This window comes from Massilia sp. BGA-UO-ETr-WB1, from assembly GCF_059567845.1.
In genome coordinates, this window is record NZ_JCAQOT010000025.1 from 468,971 (window position 1) to 487,911 (window position 18,941).

Genomic DNA, 18,941 nt, shown 5'->3' on the forward strand with positions numbered 1-18,941 from the left:
GGTGTCCGCCGACGCGGCTCCAGCCGGGTAAAACAGTTACCCGAAAGTGCATTGTTGCACGATACGTTGTGCGAAATAATGCTCCAGGCGCAATGATGCGCCGTCCCGTATCTCGTCAGGAGCAAGGCATGGACCAGATCCATCTCATGAATGTGTTTGTCAGTGTCGGCGAGGGGGAGAGCTTTGCCGCGGCCGCGCGCCGCCTTGATCTGTCCCCGGCCGCCGTGACGCGCGCCATCTCGGGGCTGGAGGACCAGTTGGGTGTGGAGCTGCTGCTGCGCACGACCCGCAACGTCCGGCTGACGGAGGCCGGAAGGCGCTATCTGGCCGATTGCCGCAGCATCCTGGCCAGTATCGCCGAAGCCAATGAGGCGGTGGCTGCCGCCAATTCCGCGCTGAAGGGAAATCTGTCGGTCGCGGCCTCCGACGCGTTCGGCAAGGACTTCATCATGCCCTGCATCGTCAAGTTCCTGAACAAGTATCCAGAGGTGGATGTGTCGGCTTATTTCGTCGACCGGGCCGTCAATCTGGTGGAGGAGGGGATGGATGTCACGGTGCGCATCGGCCATCTGCCGGACTCCGGCCTGAAGGCGCTCAGGGTGGGGCAGGTGCGGCCCATCCTGTGCGCCGCGCCCGCCTACCTGGCGGTGAAAGGCTTGCCGCTGCATCCGCCGGACTTGCTGCGCCACACGGTGATTGCTGCCAGCGGTGTTTCGCCACGGCTGGAATGGCGCTTCGGCACGCCGGACGATCCCATGGTGGTGCGCATCAAGCCGCGCCTGACGGTCACCAGCAACGAGGCTGCTATCGATGCGGCAATCGGCGGGCTGGGCATTTGCCGGCTGCTGTCCTGCCAGGTGGGCAGCGCGGTGGACGATGGCCGGCTGCGGGTCATCCTGGCCGATTACGAGGAGGAGCCGCTGCCGGTGTATGTGCTCCATCGGGGCAATAAACTCGGTGCGTCCAAAGTGCGCAAATTCATCGACTTGCTGGTCGAGCACTTGCGTGCCCATGCGCACCTGAACGCAGGCCAGGCGGCCCCGGACCACAGGCGCGCGCTGATCTGCGCATGACACCTAGCCGGGCGCCGCCGCGTAGGCCCGGCTGCCGGCTACCGAGAGTTCCATGGTGGTGCCTTTGCCGCTCACGCCATTGATGCCCAGCTTGGCGCCGATGCGCATGGCCCGCTCGCGCAAACCGACCATGCCCCAATGCTGCTCCTTGATGCGCTCGGCCACTTCCGCCTCATTGATGCCGCGTCCATTGTCGGCCACGCGCAGCACCAGCAGTGCGGCGCCGTAGTCCAGGCTGGCAGTGACGGCGCTGGCCTGCGCGTGCTGGAAGGCGTTGTGCATCGCCTCTTGCCCGATTGCGCACAGATCTTCCAGTATGCTTGGCTCCAGGGCTTGGCGCTTGCCGCTCACCTTCAAAGTAAAGGAGGTGCCGGTGTAAACTGCCGACAGCATGTCGCCGGTCTGCCTCAGGCATTGCTCGATGTCCGGGCCCTGGCGCAGTTGCTGTACCTGGCGCCGCCCTTCGTTGATGGCGTGGTCTGCATTCTGCAAGATCTTTTCCAGCTTCTCGCGCGGCTCGCTGCCTCCCGGCAGCTTGAGCGCCACATTGTGCACGTGCAGTATCAGCGCCTGCACGGTTTGCAGGATGGTGTCGTGCAGGGTGCGCGCGATGCGTTCCCGTTCTTCCTGCCGCACTTGCAGCTGGTGGAAGAGGGTGTCGGTGGCGACCTTCAGCCGGTACTTGTACAGGCAGTACAGCGCCAGCGCACTGGCGGCGAAGCAGGCCAGCTTGAACCACCATGTTTGCGTGACGGTGGGCGCCACTTCCAGCTCCATGGACGCGATGGTGTCGCCGACGATGCCGTCCTCATTCACTGCCCGGGCCTGGAACACATAGCGGCCCGGTTCGATGTTGTTGTAGTAGGCGGCGCGGCGCGTGCCGGCTTCCTGCCAATGCGGGTCCACGCCCTTCAACTGGTACTGGAAGCGGATTGCCTCGGGCTTGCGCAGCCCCGGCGCGGTGTACTGGATATTGAAGTTGCGCGAGTCCGGCGGCAACGACAGGCGGCCGCCGGCGGGATGGCTGCCGTCGTCCGTGTTCACCCGCAGCAGCCGCACGACAGGTTTGACCGCACTGGGCCGCAGCGCCCTGGTGTCCAGCTTCACCACGCCGCCGGTGGCGCGGAACCACAACTTGCCGTTGCCGGCGTTGAAGATCGAGGGCAGGCGGTTGAGGATCGAGGCGCGGCCGGGATAGCCTTCCAGCGCATCGATTACCTCATATGCCAGGGGAATCGACGGCTGCCGGACCGACGCTTCCCAGGCATCGCGCCGGATGTGCACCACGCCGCGCGCGCCGTTCAGCCAGCGGTCGCCTTCCGGCGTGATCGCCAAGCCTGTCACGTTGCGCAACACTTCCGAGTTGTGCGGCGCCAGCGCCTCGAATTTGTGCCCGCGCAGCACGGCAATGCCGCGCTCGCCGGCGATCACCATTTGCGGCCCGGGGAAAATGCCCGATTCCTGGCCGACCATGCCGATGTCGTAGCGCGTCAGCTTGCCGTTGTCGTAGAGGCTGAGGAAGCCAGCGCTGTGGCTCAGCCACATTTGCCCGGTATCGCCTGCCGCCGTCATGCTGATGCGCTTGGGCAGGTTGAACGCCGAGCGCGGTTTCCACTGGCCGTCTACCCAGCCCATCAGGCCGGTCTGGACGGCCGCCATCCATAGCACTTTTCCGTCGTCGGTGATGCCGAGTACCTGCAGGTCGGCCGGCTTGCCGCCCGGCGCCGGCAGCGGAATACGGCTGGAGCGTCCGTTGTGGATGCGTTCGATATCGCGTTTTCCCGCCAGCAGCAAGGCGCCGTCGCGGCCGGTAATGATGGCGGTGATGCCGCGCCGTGGATCGGCCACGGCCGTGCCGTCCTCGGCCAGGCGCAAGAGCTTGTTGCTTTCCTCTTCCCGTATCCACACCCGGCCATCGCTGTCTTTGACCATGGTGGAGATCACGGAGGACGAGTCCAGTTGCAATGGCTGCAGCTTGTTTTCCCGGAAGCGGTCCAGGCCGGATGCGGTGACCACCCAGATATTGCCTTCGCGGTCTTCCAGGACTTGCGTCGTCGGCATGGCGCTCAGTTGCCAGCTTTGATCCAGGCGGTCGGTGGCCTGCGCGGCGATGTTGATCGGCTGGTCGGGCAAGTCGCCGGCACGGACCACGCGGCACAGACCGCGCGTGCAAGCCGGCGCCCAAAAATTGCCGTCGCGGTCGAATTGCCCCGACCAGCGCGATTGCAGGTGATTGAACTCGGGCGAACGCGGCAGGGTGGCGCCGGGCGCCGGTGCCGGCACCGGATAGAGCACGCCGTTCGCATTGGTCCAGATGCGGCCGTCGGGAGACTGGATCAGCGGTCCGCGCTTGCCGCCGTCGGCGACCTGTATCAGTTTTCCGGTGGTGCGTTCGTAGCGGTACAGCCCTGATTCGTCGACATACCAGACCCGGTCGTACTGGTCGATCAGCAACTGGGAGGCCAAGGTCGCCCAGTTGGGGCTGCTTTGCATGTTCTCCCACTTGCCAGCGCGGTAGCGGAATAGCCCTTTCATGCTGACGGCCCAGATGGCGCCCTCGCGGTCGGTCATCATCCCGCTGAAGTTACCCATGCGGAAGGTATCGTCGTTGCCGGCCAGTTCAGTGATGCTGCCGTCCGGATGTAGCGCTACCATCCCGGCCCAAACGAAGGAGATCAGCAGATCGCCGTTGGGCAAAGCGCTCAGGTCATTGATGCGGCCGGACTTGAGCGGCACGCGTTCAAAGCTGACGCCGTCAAATCGGTAAAGGCCGTCCGTGGTGCCCAGCCATAGCCAGCCATCGGTGGTCTGCGCAAGGGACTGGATGTCGGACGGCACGCCGTCCTTTTCGCTCCAGCTGGCGTGATTGAGGTTGGCCACCCGGATGGCCGGATTGAGCGCCATCGCAGACTGGCATAGCAACAGTAGGACCAGTCCGGTCAGCACCTTCCGCAGTTGCTTGAACATGAACCCGCTCTCTGTAGACAAATTCACATTCTAGTGCGCTTCTTGCTCTGCCTGTTCTGCCTTTCGGTGGAGTGACTATTAAAACAACACCAGCAGGAAATCGCACTCGCGGCCGCCGCCTTTTCTGTATAGGGGCAAGGTTGAGCGTTTCATGGACGGCAATGTAAGCTATTTCCAGGCACGAAGCGCGCGCGCATTTCACCGTAGCCCAGAACAAAAAATTCGACGAGTTCACTGCCAGCTAGCGGATTCAATTTGCCGAGGCCAACGCCATGCTGCAAACGAACTCCGCCAATTTCTTCAAGTAGATGATGGGCGCTGTCGTGGCGATGTGTGCCGTTTGGATAGGCAGCGTCAATCTGATCGTCAGCAGGCCGGTGGCCGCCCCCACGCCTATCGTGATCTACGCCCAGCCGGCGCCAATAGCGTTGGCGCCCACCACCGCGCCGGTGCCGCCCGCAGCCATCTAAGCCCCCTGTTCTCCACCACCGGTGCCGTGAGACAATTCGGCTTTGCAACTCACCGGATAGAAAAACATGAGCCGATCCCATCACCGCGCCAACCGGCGTCAGCGTAAGAAAATGCACCTGGGCGAGTTCCAGGAACTGGGCTTCATGGTCGATGCCAAACTGGCCGCCGGCCAGGATGAAGCGCAGCGCGACAGCCTGCTGTACCGCTTCCTGCTGGAAGCCATCGAAGCCAACGGCCTGGCCTTCGGCGGCGGCATGAACAGCGACTTCAGCGGCTTTGTCGTCTCCGACAAAGCCTACGGCAAAGTCGAAGAGCGTCACCGCGAACTGGTGCGCGCCTGGCTGGAAAGCCAGGCTACGCTGCAGCAAGTCCAGGTGGGCGAACTGCGCGACGCCTGGTACGGCTGGGGTTAAGCCGCAGTCAGACGCGGCTACAGCCGTATCGTCCCCTCAATCGAGTCATCCAGCGTCTGCCCGATGACGGCGCCGACCAGCATCTTGGCGCCGGCCACGGCGTTGCCGTGCTTGTTGTCCCAATAGTAGCCTTCCACCGGCCGCACCTGGATCACCGTGATGCGCGGGTCGTTCTCGCCTTCGGTGAACCAGGTCTTCAGCGTGAAACTCCATAGCTCCTTGATCATCGCCGGGTCGCGCGAGATCACCGCGTGGCCGTCGAAGTAGAGGAAGCCGGAATGGCGCGAGGCCTGGAAATACAGGCGCACCGCCGGATTGGCCGCGATGTCCTGGTTGTGGTGGCTGTCATCGGCACTGAGGAACCACAGGTTGCCCGCTTCGTCGACTTTGAGCGGACTCATGGGAATGACGCGGTTGGCGGTGCAGAAGAAGCCGCTCTTGGCTTCTTCGGCAATGTCCTTGATGCGTTTGATGGCTTCGCTGCCCGTGAGGTTGCAGCGGTTGTGTTCCGGCTGATTGCGGTTGATGCTGTCCATTGCAATTCTCCTTAAATCGCCCAGGCCTGATGCCTCGGCTGTTCAGGAAAGATGCTAGGCGCGATTGCGCGAATGGACTGTGTGCTGGCTAACCTTGCGGGCCTGCTCAGTAATCGGCTCGCTAGTCGACTGAATAATCAACTCAGTAGTCAAACTTCGTGCTGCGCTCATTCTTGCCGAGCTTGATTGCGCGCGCCGCTTCGGCTTCCGCTTCCCTGGCTGCCTTCTCGGCCAGCTTGGCCGCGCGTGCTTCCTCGGCCTGCTGCCGGCGCACCGCGTATTGTTCATCCAGCCGGCGCTGGCTGCGCAGGCGCTCCAGGCAGTCCTGGAAGAAGCTGATCCTTTGCAGCATGGCCACCAGCCACACCACGCCGATCACCATCAGCACCAGGGTGTAGCCGCTTTGCCAGGCGGCGAAGTTCTGGTCGAGGGCAGGGAAGATGGGGCGGGCGCGCTCCAGGCACACCTGGCCGAACAGCGACAGGCAAGCCGCCAGCAGGCCGAGCACGACGGTTTGGGCGATCTGCCAGCCGGTCGTTTTCAGTCGCTGGTCGAGCAGGGTTTGGGTGTCGGATGCGTAATTCATGGCGGCGATGCGGGTGATTCGGTACTAAGATTGCAGCTTTAGCGGCAAGCATGATTATGTCACAATTTTTCCCAAAAGCAAACTAAGTTGCCGTAATGAACTTAACCTTTTACTGCCTTGGAGCCATATATGAAGATCGCCGTATTCAGCGCGCAGCCGTACGACCGCCGCTTTCTGGACGAAGCGCTGGCGCGCCGCCATGCCGGCGGGGCGGTGGCGCTGCAGTATTTCACCGAGGCGCTGTCGCTCCAGTCGGTTGTGCTGGCGCGGGATTGCGGCGCGGTGTGCGTGTTCGTCAACGATGCGCTCGATGCCGGCGTGCTGGCGGCATTGGCGGGGCAGGGCGTGCGCGCCGTGCTGTTGCGCTGCGCGGGCTACAACAACGTGGACCTGGCGGCGGCGGCGCGGCTGGGCCTGTTCGTGGCGCGCGTGCCGGCGTACTCGCCCGAGGCGGTGGCCGAGTTCACGCTGGCGCTGGTGCTCACGCTGAACCGCCACACGCACCGCGCCTACGCCCGCGTGCGGGAGGGCAATTTCGCGCTCGACGGACTGCTGGGCAGCAATTTGCACGGCAAGACGGTGGGCCTGATCGGGCTGGGCAAGATCGGCCTGGCGGCGGCGCGCATCTTCCACGGCTTCGGCTGCCGCGTGCTGGGCTACGACCCGGCGCCGCCCGCCGCGTTCAGCGCCCTGGGCACGGTGGCGCAGCTGCCGGAGCTGCTGGCGGCGTCGGAGATCGTGTCGCTGCATTGCCCGCTGTCGCAGGCCACCCACCACCTGATGGACGCGGCGGCGCTGGCGCGCATGAAGCCGGGCGCCATGCTGGTGAATACTTCGCGCGGCGGCCTGCTCGACACCTGCGCGGTGATCGCTGCGCTCAAGTCGCGCCACCTGGGCGCGCTGGCGATCGATGTGTACGAGCAGGAGAGCGAGCTGTTCTTCCACGACCATTCGGCCGACATTATTTCCGACGACGTGTTCCAGCGCCTGCTGACCTTCCCCAACGTCCTGGTCACCGGCCACCAGGGCTTTTTCACCACCGAGGCGCTGCGCGAAATCGCCGAAACCACTTTCGACAATCTGGATTGCCACATGGCAGGCCAGCCTTGCGCCAATGCCTGCATAGTTGCTTGATAGGGCGGTAAGCAGGTGGATTACGCCAGCCCTGGCTAGCGGCGGATGGCGCAGCCTTCGTCGCTGCAGTCCGCTGCCGCTCCGGTTGCGGATTCCGCCAAAGGTTCAGCCAAAAGCTGGCCGATCAGCGCGCCCACCTGCATGTCGCCGGCGCGGCCGAAGTGGCTGTAGCGCAGCTTGCCCTGGCGGTCGATCAGCAGCAGGCTGGGCGTGCCGCGCAGCTGGTACTGCTCCATCGTCAGCGGCACCGGCCCGTTGGACGACGGCATGTCCACCGCCACCGGGAACTTGATCCGGTATTCGTGCATGAACACTTCCAGCGCGCGCCTGGTCATCACGTCGTGGTGTTCGAACACGCTGTGCAGGCCGATGACGGCGACGTCTTCCGCATCGAAGGTGTCGCGGATCAGGTTGGCCTGCGGGATGCTGTGCGATACGCAGCCGGGGCACAGCATCTGGAAAGCGTACAGCGCCACGACCTTGCCGCGCAGCGCGGCCAGGCTTAGCGGCCGGCCGGCTGGCTGACCGGCGGGCTGGGCAGCGTTGAGCCAGGCCGAAACCTGCAGCTCCGGCGCGGGATGGTTGACGATCATGGCGCTTCCTCCTTTATTTGGCGCGCAGTTTGACGGACGGGAAATCGACCGGCACCTGGAAGGCCACGTTGATGTAGTTGGTGAACAGGTTCAGCGCCACGTGCGCCAGGATCTCGACGATCTCCTCGTCGCTGTAGCCCACTTCGCGCAGGCCGGCCACGTCGGCGTCGTCGATCTGAGCGCGGTTGTTCACCACGGCCACTGCGAAGCGCAGCGCGGCGGCGGTCCTGGCGTCGGCCGACTGGCCGGCTTGCGCAGCGCTCATCTCTTCGGCGCTGGCGCCTGCCTTGCGGCCCAGCGCGGTGTGCGCGGCCAGGCAGTACTCGCAGTTGTTGCGGTCCGCGATGGCAACGGCGATCTGCTCGCCCAGCTTGGCGGGAATGACACCGCCGCCCAGGGCGCCGAAGGAGCCCCACATGCTTTTCAGCGCTGCGGTGGAATTGGCCACGGCCTTGAACATGTTCGGCGTGGCGCCGAAGGCCTGCTGGATCTGGCCCAGCAGCTGTTGGCGCTCGCCGGTGGTGCCGGCAGGGGTGACGAGAGGGATGCGTTGGGTATTCATGTAGGACTCCTAAATATAAAAGTTAAAAAAATAAGTAAAAAAACGGAAGGTCATGCAAAGATCGCCCAGTTCCGTTGCTGGGTGGCCAAGTCGGCCTCTTCATGCTCAGCGCAGTCGATGCGGATAAACGATATCGGCAGCGGCGCGTTGACCAATGCGCAGTGGTGCGGCGTTTCCGCACCGGGATATTTGTTCGCTTCAAAGTAACGGCACGACGGGCAGGCCCGCAGCGCCGGAAAACGTTCGGACTTCTGCAGCTCGGCGATCAGCTTGAGCAGCCCGGTCAGCATATGCACTTGCATGGCCGGAGGCAGGGCGGCCGCCGCATCGTCGGCGAAGCTGACGGCGCTGCCGATGCGTTCGGCCACCGCGTTGCCGCTGGCGGTGAGGAACAGCGCCGTGGCGCGTCCGTCATCCTCGGCGCGCGCCTTGCGCACCAGGCCCTTGGACACCAGCGAGGCGACCGAGTCGCTGGCGCTGGCGGCCGAAATGGACAACTGCGCCGCCACCCACGACAGCCGCACGCCGTGCGGACGCGCATGCAGCAGTTGCAGTATCTCGGTCTGGGCCGGATTCAGGTTTTCGCTGGTGGCGAATTCCCACACGCCGGAACGCATGACACTGGCGATGCGCGAGATCGCCGTGATGATGCGCGCCGATACGTCCGGGGTGCCGTCCCATGGGGTTTCAGGTTTGATGTCCATGCAGCGAATTATAAGCCCATTTTTGGATTTGTAAAGGACTCCTAAGTAAGTGAATCAAAAAAAAGGGGACGGTGGGATACCGCCCCCAAAAACCAGTGGAGGTCTCTACTGGATGTTCAGGGCCACGTCGTCCACCAGGAAGGAGGTCTGGACGGTGGAACCCTCTATGCCTTCAAAGTAAAGCCGCACGGTCTGGCCCTTCCAGGCGTCCAGGTTGAAGGTCTTCTGTGCGTAGCTGCTGCTTTTGTTCAGGTTGGAGTAGGTGGCCAGCGTGGCCAGCACGGCGCCGCTGCTGCTGCGCACCTGCACCTTGAGCGTGTCGTAGGCCTGGGTGGTGGTGGTTTCGTCGGACGCCACCTTCAGCCAGAAACTCAGCGTGGCGCTGGTGGCGCTGGCCGGAATGGCCACCTGCTGGTACAGCGTGTCCGTGCGGGCGGTGCCGTAGCCGTTCAGCCAGGCCTTGTAGCTGCCGCCGTGCGCGGCCTGGCTGGTGCTGTTGGTGATAACGCCGCTGCTCGCGGTCCACGATGCGGTGCCGGATTCGAAACCGCCGTTCAGGACCAGCTGCTGTGGCTGGGGCGGCGGCGGTTCCACCACCGCGCCCTGGCTGACCCAGACCGGTGCGGACCACAGGATGTTGCCGTCGTTCTGCGTCACCTTGGCGTAATAGAAGTGCTCGCCGTTCGATGGCGTAATGGTGGTGCTGGCGCTGGAGGAGAGCTGCGTGACGGTGCCGTTGCGTCCCGGGACGCCCTCGAAAATCTGCACCGTGGACGCGGTCTTGCCGGCGCTGTTGGCGAAGTTCACCTGCAGCTGCAAGGAGCCGCTGTTGCTGAAGCGCTCGCCCATGATATGGCCGTTGGCCGTCAGTACCAGTTGCGAAGCCTTGTCCATGGTGGCGAACACGCGGCGCGCGCGGATCGCTTCCATGAAGCTGGCGTTGCTCAGCGGCGTGCCGGTGGGGATCAGCACGCCGGTGCGGTTGGTGTAGGAGGCGCCCCAGTTGGCGCAGTGGTTGTCCTGGTTGCTGCTGAAGGCGATATGGAAGCCCGCTTCCAGCGCCTTCTTGCACGCGGCTTCGTAGTTGCTGCGGCCGGTTTCCGTCTCGGTGGTGTTGGTGGAGAAGGCGGAGGTGTTCAGCACCTCGCACAGCGCCATGGCCTGGTCGCCGTCGGCGGTGTAGCCGAGCGCCACGCCGCCGGCCGCGAACTGGCCGCTGGTGGCGGGGTGGTTGAACTGGCCCAGCCAGCCGCGCTGGCGCATCAGCGTGTACAGCGCGGCGTAGTCGCCCTTGGCGGTGGCCGTGTCGGCCAGCAGCTGGCCGCTGCTGTTGCTCTCCCAGCCCAGCAGCTCGTTGGCGTTGAGGATGTTCAGGTGGCCGCCGTTGTTGATCACGCCCCATTCCAGGCCGTACATCGCCAGGAAGCCGGGATTGGTGCTGTTGTAGCTGCTGGCCATGGACAGGCCGGACTGGTACAGCGCCTTGGCCGCCGCCGCGTCGGCCGAGGTGTTGGTGGCGTCGGAGCCGTCGTACATGTGGTTGTGTTCGGACGCCAGCAGGAAATCGAGGCCGCGGTTTTTGGCGTAGGCGTACGCGTGGTCCGGGCCGTAGGCGGCGCTTTGCGGCGCTTGCGCGCCGGTGCAGGAGGCCAGCGCCCCGCCGCCGTCGCTGTGGTTGGTCTGGCTGTGCAGGTTGCCGAAGTAGACCGTGTAGGGCAGGGAGGCGGGGGCCGGTGCGGCGCCCTGGCGCAGGCGCTGTGGCGCGCTGCCCGCGGCGGCGCCGGTGCGGGCAGCCGTAGCATCGACGGCCGTGCGGGCTTCGGCGCGGGCGCGCGCGGCGCTTGCAGGGCCGGTCGGCATGGCGCTAAAGCGCGGCATGGCCGGCGCGGCGCCGCTGCCCACGGCCAGTTCCCATTCCTGCTCGTGCGCCTCATCGGCTTCGGCCAGCGCTTGCAGCACCGCGTCTTCCGCGCTGCCCTTGATGGAGCGGGCGTCCTGGGCCACGGCGCGCATGCGCACGCGGTACTGGCCTTCCGGCATGGCGGCGCGGCCGTTCTGCGCGCTCCAGTCCACCTGCACCTGCACCGGCTCCTTGAACAGGCGTTCCACGCCGTGCCAGCGCTGCACGGTTTCGCCGTCCGGCCCCAGCAGCTCAACCAGCCAGAACGCCGACTGCGCGCGCTGCACGTGCGGATAGCTGAATTCCAGCGTGAAGGTGCGCGCTTCCTGCTGCGTGCCGTCGCCGGCCGGGGCGGCGCGGTAAGGCACGTGCAGGGTGGCTTCAAACTCGCGGTGGTCCGCTTCGGATGCGTGTGCGGCGGCGCCGCTGCTCATGGCGAGCATCAGCAGCACATGGTTCAGGTGTTTCATGAGGGCCTCTTTCAGCATGGTGGTGCGCGCCACTATGCAGCAGGCCCGGTTGCCGGACAAATTCGAATTTACTTGGGGATTGAGACGGAAATTTTATAAACCGCTTCGTTTTGTCCCGTTTGAGACAGGTGCGCGGATTCTGTCCAGAATTGAACGGAATCCGCCGAAAATCAGACGGTCCTGGCGCGTTTGACCAGCGCAAGCTGGCGCGCGGTGGGGCGTGCCGGCGGGGGCGCGGTGCGCACGGCGCCGTGCGCAGTGTCGTTCTCATGCAACGTAAACACGGACACCGCCTCCGACAGCGCGCCCGCCTGCTGCCGCAAGCTCTCCGACGCGGCGGCGGCCTGCTCCACCAGCGCCGCGTTCTGCTGCGTCATTTCGTCGATCTGCGTAATGGCCTGGTTCACCTGCTCGATGCCCGCGCTTTGCTCCTGGGCCGCGTGCACGATGTCCGACATGATGGTGGTGATGCGCTTGACGCTGTCCACCACGTCGCTCATGGCCTTGCCCGCGTCCGCCGCCAGCGTGTTGCCGGCGTCGACCTTCTGCACGCTGTCGTTGATCAGGTCCTTGATCTCCCGGGCCGCGCTGGCGCTGCGCTGCGCCAGGTTGCGCACTTCGGACGCCACCACCGCGAAGCCGCGTCCCTGTTCGCCTGCGCGGGCCGCCTCCACCGCCGCGTTCAGCGCCAGGATATTGGTCTGGAACGCGATACCGTCGATAACGCCGATAATGTCCACGATCTTGCGCGAGCTGTCGTTGATCGCGCCCATGGTCTGCACCACTTGCTCCACCACCTGGCCGCCCTTGCTGGCAACGGCCGTGGCGCTGGTCACCAGCTCATCGGCCTGGCGCGCGTTGTCCGCGCTCTGGCGCACGGTGGAGGTGATCTGCTCCATCGAGGCGGCGGTTTCCTCCAGGTTGGAGGCCTGCGCCTCGGTGCGCGAGGACAGGTCCGAGTTGCCGCTGGCGATGTCGTTCGAGGCGTAGCCTATGGTGTCGACGCTGCCGCGCACGCTGCCCACGATGTTGACCAGGCTGTCGTTCATGTCCTTCAGCGCGCGCATCAGCTGCGCGGTCTCGCTGCGGCCTTCCAGCGTGAAGTGCGCCGTCAGGTCGCCCTGCGCAATGCGCTGCGAAATGCGCACCGCCTCATCCAGCGGTACGCTGACCGAGCGCGCGATCATGCGCGCGATCAGCCCGGCCACCACGATCAGGCCGAGCATGGAGCCGATCATGATCCAGCGCGTGTTGCGCAGGGTGGCGACCCGTTTCTCGAGCAGGATTTCCAGCTCCTTGCTGGCGGCCTGGTTGGCGGTGAATTGCGCGTCGATGGCCTTGGTGGTTTGCGCCACGTAGTCGGTGCCGGGATAGGTGAGCGTCTCGGCGCGCACAATCTGCTCGGTGGCCAGCTGCATGGATTTCATGGCCAGCTCCTGCGCCTCCTGCCACTGCGCGCCCACCATGGCTTTCACTGCGGGATTGGCGCCAACCGATTTGTTGTAGGCGGTGGCGGTCTGCGTCATCCTGTCGTTCACGCGCGCCACGATGGCCGACAGCGCCATCCGGTCTTCCGGCGAGGCCTCCTGCTTGGCCAGCAGGCCGGCGCCCTTGGCGCGCATCTTGCCGGTTTCCTCGGTGAGGTAGGGCAGCTGGTAATACATGGCCTGGATCAGCTGGTAGCTGTCCAGGTCGGGGTCCAGGCTCAGGCCGAACAGGTCGCCGATCAGGTCGTTCACCACCAGCAGCTTGGGCACCAGCGCGGTGTGCGCCTCGTAGCTGGCTGGCACCGAGATGCTGCGGCTCGATACCTGCCCGCGCAGCGTGGTCCAGTCGCGCTTGGGCGTTTCCCAGGCCTGTTCGATGGCTTTGTTGTTGAAGCTGCGGATGATGGCGTCCATCTTCTCGTAGGCCTCGTCCGTTTCGCGTTGCTTGGCGTCGCGTTTTTCCTGCGCGCCGGCCACCCCGCCCAGCGCCAGCGCGGCCAGGCCGCGGTGCTGCTGCGTGTTCTGGATGACTTTGAGGATGGCGGCGGACGGCGCCAGGCCCGCCAGTTCGTTCTGCGCCGCGTCCAGCGTCTTGCCCGCTTCGCGCAGGTAGAGCGCGGTCGGGATGCTGGCAAGCAGCAGAGCGAGCACGCTGAGAATGATGAATTTCTGCCAAAGCAGCAGCCGGTCCAGCCACGAATGAGCGTTCACGATGTATCCCCCTCCGGTTTGCAACTTTTTTAGGCGCAACTCTTTGAATCGATTCTATGCCTATTTCTTTAGGAAGACGAGCAGGGCGAACAGTGTGTTGTTTGTGTGCTTGTTTGTGTGCCTGGCGGAATCAAATGCGGTCGCTCTCCTTGCGCACCACGCGGCCGATGATGATGCAATCGGAGCCCCGGCACACCTTGCGGTGGTACTTGCGCTGGTCCGGATTGTCGGAAGTAAGCCACCACTGGCCGGCGTCGCGCGACATGCGCTTGACCACCGGCTCGCCCTCGTAGTTCACCGCGAACACGACACCATCGACCGGTTTGTTGTCGGCCGTATTGATGATCACCAGGTCGTCCTCGAACAGCGACGGTTCCATGCTCTCGCCGCGTACCTTGATGCCGATCAGGCGCTCGGGGTTGAAGCCGTTGCGGTCGGCCCAGTGGCGCGGCACGCTGAGGGTGCTGCCGTCGTGCGTTTCCGGCTCCACCGCGAAGCCGGTGATACCGGCCGACAGGCGCAGCTTGACCTTCTGGATCTGGTAGAAGCGTGTGTCGTCCTCCGGCGCCACCACCACCGGCGTGTATTGCGCGGGCAGCACGCCGGCCGGCGCCGTGCCGCGCTCGCGCGTGCCGATGCCCTCGTGCAGCCATTCGAAGGTGACGTGCAAGGCGGCAGCCAGCTGCACCAGCGTGTGCGCTTCCGGCCCCTTTTTGCCTACCCCGTTGAGGATGCGGTTGATGGTGGGTTGCGGCACGCCCGAAGCGCGCGAGAGCGCGCTTTGCGATTCGTAACCCGCTGCTTTCATGGCTGATTCCAGCCGGCTAGAGATATCCATGCCTACACTATACATCCGCGTATAGATAAGCGCAATATTTATTCATTCGAGTATTGTTAGCCTATTCATTCTCGTATATATTGTTCCCTATAGCAAGCTGAACAACCAGGAGGGCAGACAGATGATGGCAGTGGACACGATGAATAAAGACGCGATTTTCACCAGTGCGGGGCAGGCCGTGCACGTGGCGTACATGATTACCGGGCAGGAGGCGCCGCAGGACGCGCCGCTGCGCAAGATGCTGATACGGATGCTGGAAAGCGCGGCCAATCCGGGCAGCGAGCAGCGCGAATGGCTGGAGCAACTGCGCGGCCAGAGCTCGCGCCGCGTGAATTTTGCGGGCCTCAGCCCGCTGGAAGTGCGCGCCCAGTGCGCGCTGATCGTGCACGCGGTGAAAAGCAAGCTGCCGCGCATGGAGACCTGGGCGCTTCAGGCGCGCTACGGCCACACCGAGATGGAGGACGATGAGGGCAACCGCCGTTTCGCCTTCTCTGCCGAGCGCATCGAAGCGATCAAGGGCTTGTCCGACTGGCTGGCGCCGGCCTTCCCGGCGGTGAAGCCGTTCGCGGTGGACTGCATGATCGGCAAGCTGTACGCGAACCACAAGAAGATGGAGATCAGCTTCCGCGAGCTGGCCGGCAATTTCGGCGGCAACCATATGACGTATGCGCGCGCCTTCGAAAAAATCCGCACCCGCCTGCGCGAACTGGAGCAGGTGGCGCTGGACCGCCTGGAGCCGTATCTGCGCGAGCAGGGCGTGGTCGGCGACTTTTTTGAATAATTTTTGAAAAAGGGCTTGACGGCGTGTTACAGCGCCTATATGATTTAGTCATCATCGCAGTAATTGCATCCAAAGCTCGCTTAAGCGGGCTTTTTTACTTTCCCCGTCCGGTTTTGCCGCACGGGGTTTTTTTTCGCCTCAGGAGTTTGCGGCATGAGTGAACCATTACAAACCATAGAACAGCTGCACGAGGCGATCCGCGCCGGCCTCGCCGCCAAGCTGCACGACGTGCCCACCGTGGCGCACTACCCGGCGGCCGGCGCCGCGCTGGCGCTGCCGGCGGTGCTGGTCGAACTGGCGCAGCTGGCGCCGGCGCGCGATCCGGGCAGCGGCGAAATGGGCCTGCTGGCGCGCTTCCAGGCGCGCGTCATTTGCGACGCGGCGGCCAGCGGCGCGGCGCTGCAGGTGCGCGGCCTGGCGGCGCGGCTGGCGCTGGCCATCCACCACGAAACCTGGAACCTGGCCATCGGAGTGGCGCAGTTCGTGCAGGCCGGGCCGGCGCCCGCGTTGGACCTGGACCCGGCGCCCGAAGCGGGGCGCCTGGCCTGGCTGCTGGAATGGACCCATGAAATCGACCTGGGCCAGCCCGCCTGGCCTTACGAGGACAGCAGCGGCCTGGCGCTGATGCTGGGCATCGATCCCGAAACCGGCGCCGGCCGCGAAGCGCACTACTGGCCGGCCGGCGCCGAGCCGGCAATCTGATGGAGGCGGCATGGACTACGCAATAGCGGAACTGGACCGCCGCCTGGCCGCGCTGATACAGGCCGGCACGGTGGCCGAAGTGGACCACGCCAACGCGCGCTGCCGGGTGCAGGTGGGGCCGTGGATATCGGCCATGCTGCCCTGGCTCAGCCTGGGCGCGGGCGAAGCGCGGCACTGGCGCGCGCCGTCGGTGGGCGAGCAGGCCCTGATCGTGGCGCCGTCCGGCGAACCGGCGGGCGGCTTCGTGCTGCCAGGTTTCTACACCGACCAGCATGCGCAGGCAGGCGATGCGCGCCCCAAGGCCATGGCCTGGCGCATGCCCGACGGCTGCCTGCTCGAATACGACTGGGAAGCGGGCGCGCTGAAAGCCAGCGGCAGCAAAAGCATCAGCGTGGAAAGCAGCGGCACGGTGACGCTCAAGTGCGCCGCGCTGGTGGTGGACGCGCCCAGCGCCACGTTCAAAGGCAACCTCAAAATCGACGGCAACGTCGATGCCGCCGGCGCCGTCATGGACGGCGGCGGCAACAGCAACCACCATAAGCATTAACTGGAATTTCAAACCCGAACCCGACCCGCCGCGTGCGGGTTTTTTTTCGCCCATTGTTAACCTCAAGGAGCTACAGCATGGCAAAAGCCGAACCGAAAACCCCCGTCGTCTTCCGCGACACCGCCTACAAGAGCCGCAGCATTGTGCTGGCCAACGGCACCACGCACCGCGTGCTGCACGGCCACATCACCGCCGCCAGTCCCGAACTGATCGCGCACCTCGACCAGCACGCTGAATTCCAGCGCGTGCCCGTGGTCCGCGCGGCGGCCTGACCATGGGCATCGTCGGCATGGACCGGCAGACCGGCCAGCCGCTCACCGCCGTGGCCCATCTGCTGCAAAGCGTGCGCGACATCCTGACCACGCCGCAAGGCAGCCGCCGTGAACGGCCCGAGTACGGCTCGGAGCTGCCGCGCATGGTGGACCTGCCGCTGACGGCGGGCTGGAAATCGTCGGTGCAGGCCGAAGTGGCGCGCGCGCTGGGACGCTGGGAACCGCGCCTGCAGCTGCAGGCGGTGGCGGTGGAGTCGGTTATCGATGGCAGCGTCACGCTCAAGCTGAGCGGCGTTTACCTGGGGACCAGCATGATTATGGAAGTGCAAACATGAGCATCATCGACCTCACACAACTGCCTCCGCCCGACGTGGTGGAGGCGCTCGACTTCGAGCAGATCTACCAGGACATGCTGGCCGGCTTTCGCGCCAACATGGGCGAGGGCTGGAACGCGGCGCTGGAATCGGACCCGGTGGTCAAGCTGCTGCAGCTGGCGGCTTACCGCGAACTGCAGATCCGCGCCCGCATCAACGACGCGGCGCGCGCCAACCTGATCGCCTACGCCGAAGACACGGACCTGGACCACGCGGCGGCGTTCTACAACGTGGCGCGCCTGCCGGAGGAAGGCGACGAGCGCCTGCGCCTGCGCACGCAGTTGCGCATTGCCGCGCTGGCCGGCAACGGCACGCCCGAGCAGTACCGCTACGTGGCGCTGTCGGCCAGTCCGCAGGTGCATGACGCGGCCATCATGCCGTCCACGCCAGGCAGCGTGGCGCTGGCCGTGTGGCCGGAGCCGGAAGCCGACGCTGCCGCCGTGCTGGCCGGCGTGCAGCAGGCTTTCGCCGCCGACGACGCCAAGCCGCTCGGCGTGCCGCTGACGGTGGTGCTGGCGCAAGCGCGTCAGCTGGCGGTGACGGCCACCATCTACCGCGAAAGCACGGCGCCGCTCGACCTGGCGGCGCAGCTGCAGGAAGCGCTGCCGCTGCAGATCGCCGAGCATGCGCGCCTCGGCCGCGATTTGTCCGCCTCGTGGCTGGCGGGGCGCCTGCACGTTGAAGGCGTGTCCCGCGTACAGCTTGACACCGACGGCGTGAGCGTGGCGCCGAACGAGTACGTGGAGCCGGGCAGCGTCGAGATCCGCGACGGAGGTGTGGCATGGTAGCCGGCGATGTCGGCGACCTCGGTGGCATCAGCGCCAGCGAAGCGGGCGCCTTCGCGGTAGCCGGCGCGTTTGCCGCCGCAGCGCTGGCCGGCGCCGCAGCGCCCGTGCCCTTGCCCGTGCTTTTGCCCGACGCTGCGCGCCTGCTGCCATCCAACAGCACCGCGCTGGAACGCGCGCTGGCCCGCACAGCGCCGCGCCCTGGGCTCGATGCGCTGGCCGACGCGCCGTCCGGCCTGCGCACGCGCCGTCCGCCCGGCTTCGCCCCGTGGCAAGCGGCCGAATGGCAGCTGGCCGAGTTCGCGCCTTACTTCAGCAGCACCGGGGAGCTGATCGAACAGGGCCTGCCGTGGCTGCGCCAGCGCGGCAGCGCCGCTTCCGTGAAGCGCGCCCTGTCCTGGATCGGCTACCAGGCCGCGCTGGAACAGCAGGGTCCTTGGCTGCAGATCGACCCAGGCACCGCGCAGGCGCAGCCGCAGCTGGCGGCCATCCGCCACCTGGTGGGGCAGTCGCTGCCGGCGCACGCGCGCTTCTACCGCATGTACCACGGTTACGACCTGCGCCCGGTGCAGCTGGACTTCTCGCGCCTGGACCAGTCCCTGCTCGACGACGATTCCGGCGTGTACGTGGACGGCGTGAAGCTCAGCTTCGGCACCCGCGCCGCCGCCGCCATGCCGGCGGAAGACCCGCCCGCCAGCTACGGCACCCTCAGCACCTATTCCACCCGCGTGTGGGACGACAACAGCTGGCGCCTGGACGCCTTCCAGCTGGACTCGGAAGTGCTGGTGGACGTGGTCGGCGGCATGGTCTCGCAGCAGGGCTACGCGCTGCAGCCCGAGGCTGAGGAAGCAGCCATCTCGACCGGCTACGACGGCTACGTCAACGTCATGCCGGTGCAGGACGAAGCAAGCAGCAACGCCCGCAGCGACGGCGCCGCCATCGCCATGGCGATCGAAACGCGCACCTGGACCGGCCGCTGGGCCGGCGCCTGGCGCGAACCAATACCAACCCGTACCACCTTCGAAGGAGTTTGAT

Annotated in this window: 20 protein-coding genes; 11 read left to right on the forward strand and 9 right to left on the reverse strand. The window is 65.6% G+C overall.

Annotated features, from left to right (window positions below; genetic code table 11):
• The first annotated feature begins 128 nt into the window (after positions 1-128).
• Positions 129-1,073, forward strand: coding sequence for a LysR family transcriptional regulator (locus tag AC56DV_RS20210; protein ID WP_496316022.1), 945 nt, complete (start codon positions 129-131; stop codon positions 1,071-1,073).
• 3 nt (positions 1,074-1,076) lie between these two features.
• On the opposite strand, the gene AC56DV_RS20215 is transcribed toward AC56DV_RS20210, so the two are convergent.
• The gene (locus AC56DV_RS20215; protein ID WP_496316023.1) at positions 1,077-4,040 is read right to left on the reverse strand and encodes a sensor histidine kinase; all 2,964 of its coding nucleotides are present in this window, start codon (positions 4,038-4,040) and stop codon (positions 1,077-1,079) included.
• A gap of 323 nt (positions 4,041-4,363) precedes the next feature.
• On the opposite strand from AC56DV_RS20215, the gene AC56DV_RS20220 reads away from it, so the two are divergent.
• A complete protein-coding gene (locus tag AC56DV_RS20220) occupies positions 4,364-4,510 on the forward strand; it encodes a hypothetical protein (protein WP_496316024.1) in 147 nt (48 codons plus the stop codon).
• Positions 4,511-4,576: 66 nt separating this feature from the next.
• On the forward strand, positions 4,577-4,924 hold the full coding sequence (locus tag AC56DV_RS20225; RefSeq protein WP_496316025.1) for a YggL 50S ribosome-binding family protein: 348 nt from the start codon (positions 4,577-4,579) through the stop codon (positions 4,922-4,924).
• Between the two features lie 17 nt (positions 4,925-4,941).
• On the opposite strand, the gene AC56DV_RS20230 is transcribed toward AC56DV_RS20225, so the two are convergent.
• Both AC56DV_RS20230 and AC56DV_RS20235 read right to left on the reverse strand, forming a co-directional pair.
• Entirely contained in the window at positions 4,942-5,460 is a 519-nt protein-coding gene (locus AC56DV_RS20230) for a pyridoxamine 5'-phosphate oxidase family protein (RefSeq protein ID WP_496316026.1), read from the reverse strand.
• Between the two features lie 142 nt (positions 5,461-5,602).
• Positions 5,603-6,046, reverse strand: a complete 444-nt coding sequence (locus AC56DV_RS20235; RefSeq protein ID WP_496316027.1) for a hypothetical protein — start codon at positions 6,044-6,046, stop codon at positions 5,603-5,605.
• 129 nt (positions 6,047-6,175) lie between these two features.
• Here AC56DV_RS20235 and AC56DV_RS20240 point away from each other — a divergent pair, with 129 nt between their 5' ends.
• The gene (locus AC56DV_RS20240; protein ID WP_496316028.1) at positions 6,176-7,180 is read left to right on the forward strand and encodes a 2-hydroxyacid dehydrogenase; all 1,005 of its coding nucleotides are present in this window, start codon (positions 6,176-6,178) and stop codon (positions 7,178-7,180) included.
• 35 nt (positions 7,181-7,215) lie between these two features.
• Here AC56DV_RS20240 and AC56DV_RS20245 read toward each other — a convergent pair whose 3' ends face one another.
• The 6 genes from AC56DV_RS20245 to AC56DV_RS20270 form a co-directional block, all read right to left on the reverse strand.
• Positions 7,216-7,773 carry a peroxiredoxin family protein gene (locus AC56DV_RS20245; protein ID WP_496316029.1) on the reverse strand — a complete coding sequence of 186 codons (558 nt, stop codon included), beginning with the start codon at positions 7,771-7,773 and terminating at the stop codon, positions 7,216-7,218.
• A 13-nt stretch (positions 7,774-7,786) separates the two neighbouring features.
• Entirely contained in the window at positions 7,787-8,335 is a 549-nt protein-coding gene (locus tag AC56DV_RS20250) for a carboxymuconolactone decarboxylase family protein (RefSeq protein ID WP_496316030.1), read from the reverse strand.
• 50 nt (positions 8,336-8,385) lie between these two features.
• A complete protein-coding gene (locus tag AC56DV_RS20255) occupies positions 8,386-9,039 on the reverse strand; it encodes a MarR family transcriptional regulator (protein WP_496316031.1) in 654 nt (217 codons plus the stop codon).
• A 105-nt stretch (positions 9,040-9,144) separates the two neighbouring features.
• Positions 9,145-11,409 (reverse strand): CehA/McbA family metallohydrolase, encoded by a 2,265-nt coding sequence (locus tag AC56DV_RS20260; RefSeq protein WP_496316032.1) that lies wholly within the window; start codon positions 11,407-11,409, stop codon positions 9,145-9,147.
• Between the two features lie 170 nt (positions 11,410-11,579).
• Positions 11,580-13,607, reverse strand: a complete 2,028-nt coding sequence (locus tag AC56DV_RS20265; protein ID WP_496316033.1) for a methyl-accepting chemotaxis protein — start codon at positions 13,605-13,607, stop codon at positions 11,580-11,582.
• 130 nt (positions 13,608-13,737) lie between these two features.
• Positions 13,738-14,460 (reverse strand): XRE family transcriptional regulator, encoded by a 723-nt coding sequence (locus tag AC56DV_RS20270; RefSeq protein ID WP_496316034.1) that lies wholly within the window; start codon positions 14,458-14,460, stop codon positions 13,738-13,740.
• A 106-nt stretch (positions 14,461-14,566) separates the two neighbouring features.
• Here AC56DV_RS20270 and AC56DV_RS20275 point away from each other — a divergent pair, with 106 nt between their 5' ends.
• The 7 genes from AC56DV_RS20275 to AC56DV_RS20305 all read left to right on the forward strand — a co-directional run bounded on the left by AC56DV_RS20275 (position 14,567) and on the right by AC56DV_RS20305 (position 18,940).
• Entirely contained in the window at positions 14,567-15,226 is a 660-nt protein-coding gene (locus tag AC56DV_RS20275) for a hypothetical protein (protein ID WP_496316035.1), read from the forward strand.
• 153 nt (positions 15,227-15,379) lie between these two features.
• A complete protein-coding gene (locus AC56DV_RS20280) occupies positions 15,380-15,928 on the forward strand; it encodes a hypothetical protein (RefSeq protein ID WP_496316036.1) in 549 nt (182 codons plus the stop codon).
• Positions 15,929-15,938: 10 nt separating this feature from the next.
• Positions 15,939-16,475, forward strand: a complete 537-nt coding sequence (locus AC56DV_RS20285) for a phage baseplate assembly protein V (RefSeq protein ID WP_496316037.1) — start codon at positions 15,939-15,941, stop codon at positions 16,473-16,475.
• 77 nt (positions 16,476-16,552) lie between these two features.
• Positions 16,553-16,747 carry a hypothetical protein gene (locus AC56DV_RS20290; protein WP_056405117.1) on the forward strand — a complete coding sequence of 65 codons (195 nt, stop codon included), beginning with the start codon at positions 16,553-16,555 and terminating at the stop codon, positions 16,745-16,747.
• 2 nt (positions 16,748-16,749) lie between these two features.
• Positions 16,750-17,082: a GPW/gp25 family protein gene (locus AC56DV_RS20295; protein ID WP_496316038.1), complete on the forward strand. Its 333-nt coding sequence runs from the start codon at positions 16,750-16,752 to the stop codon at positions 17,080-17,082.
• Positions 17,079-17,909 carry a baseplate assembly protein gene (locus AC56DV_RS20300; RefSeq protein WP_496316039.1) on the forward strand — a complete coding sequence of 277 codons (831 nt, stop codon included), beginning with the start codon at positions 17,079-17,081 and terminating at the stop codon, positions 17,907-17,909. The genes AC56DV_RS20295 and AC56DV_RS20300 overlap by 4 nt, the downstream gene beginning before the upstream one ends.
• Positions 17,903-18,940: a phage tail protein gene (locus AC56DV_RS20305; RefSeq protein ID WP_496316040.1), complete on the forward strand. Its 1,038-nt coding sequence runs from the start codon at positions 17,903-17,905 to the stop codon at positions 18,938-18,940. The genes AC56DV_RS20300 and AC56DV_RS20305 overlap by 7 nt, the downstream gene beginning before the upstream one ends.
• Position 18,941 lies beyond the last annotated feature (1 nt).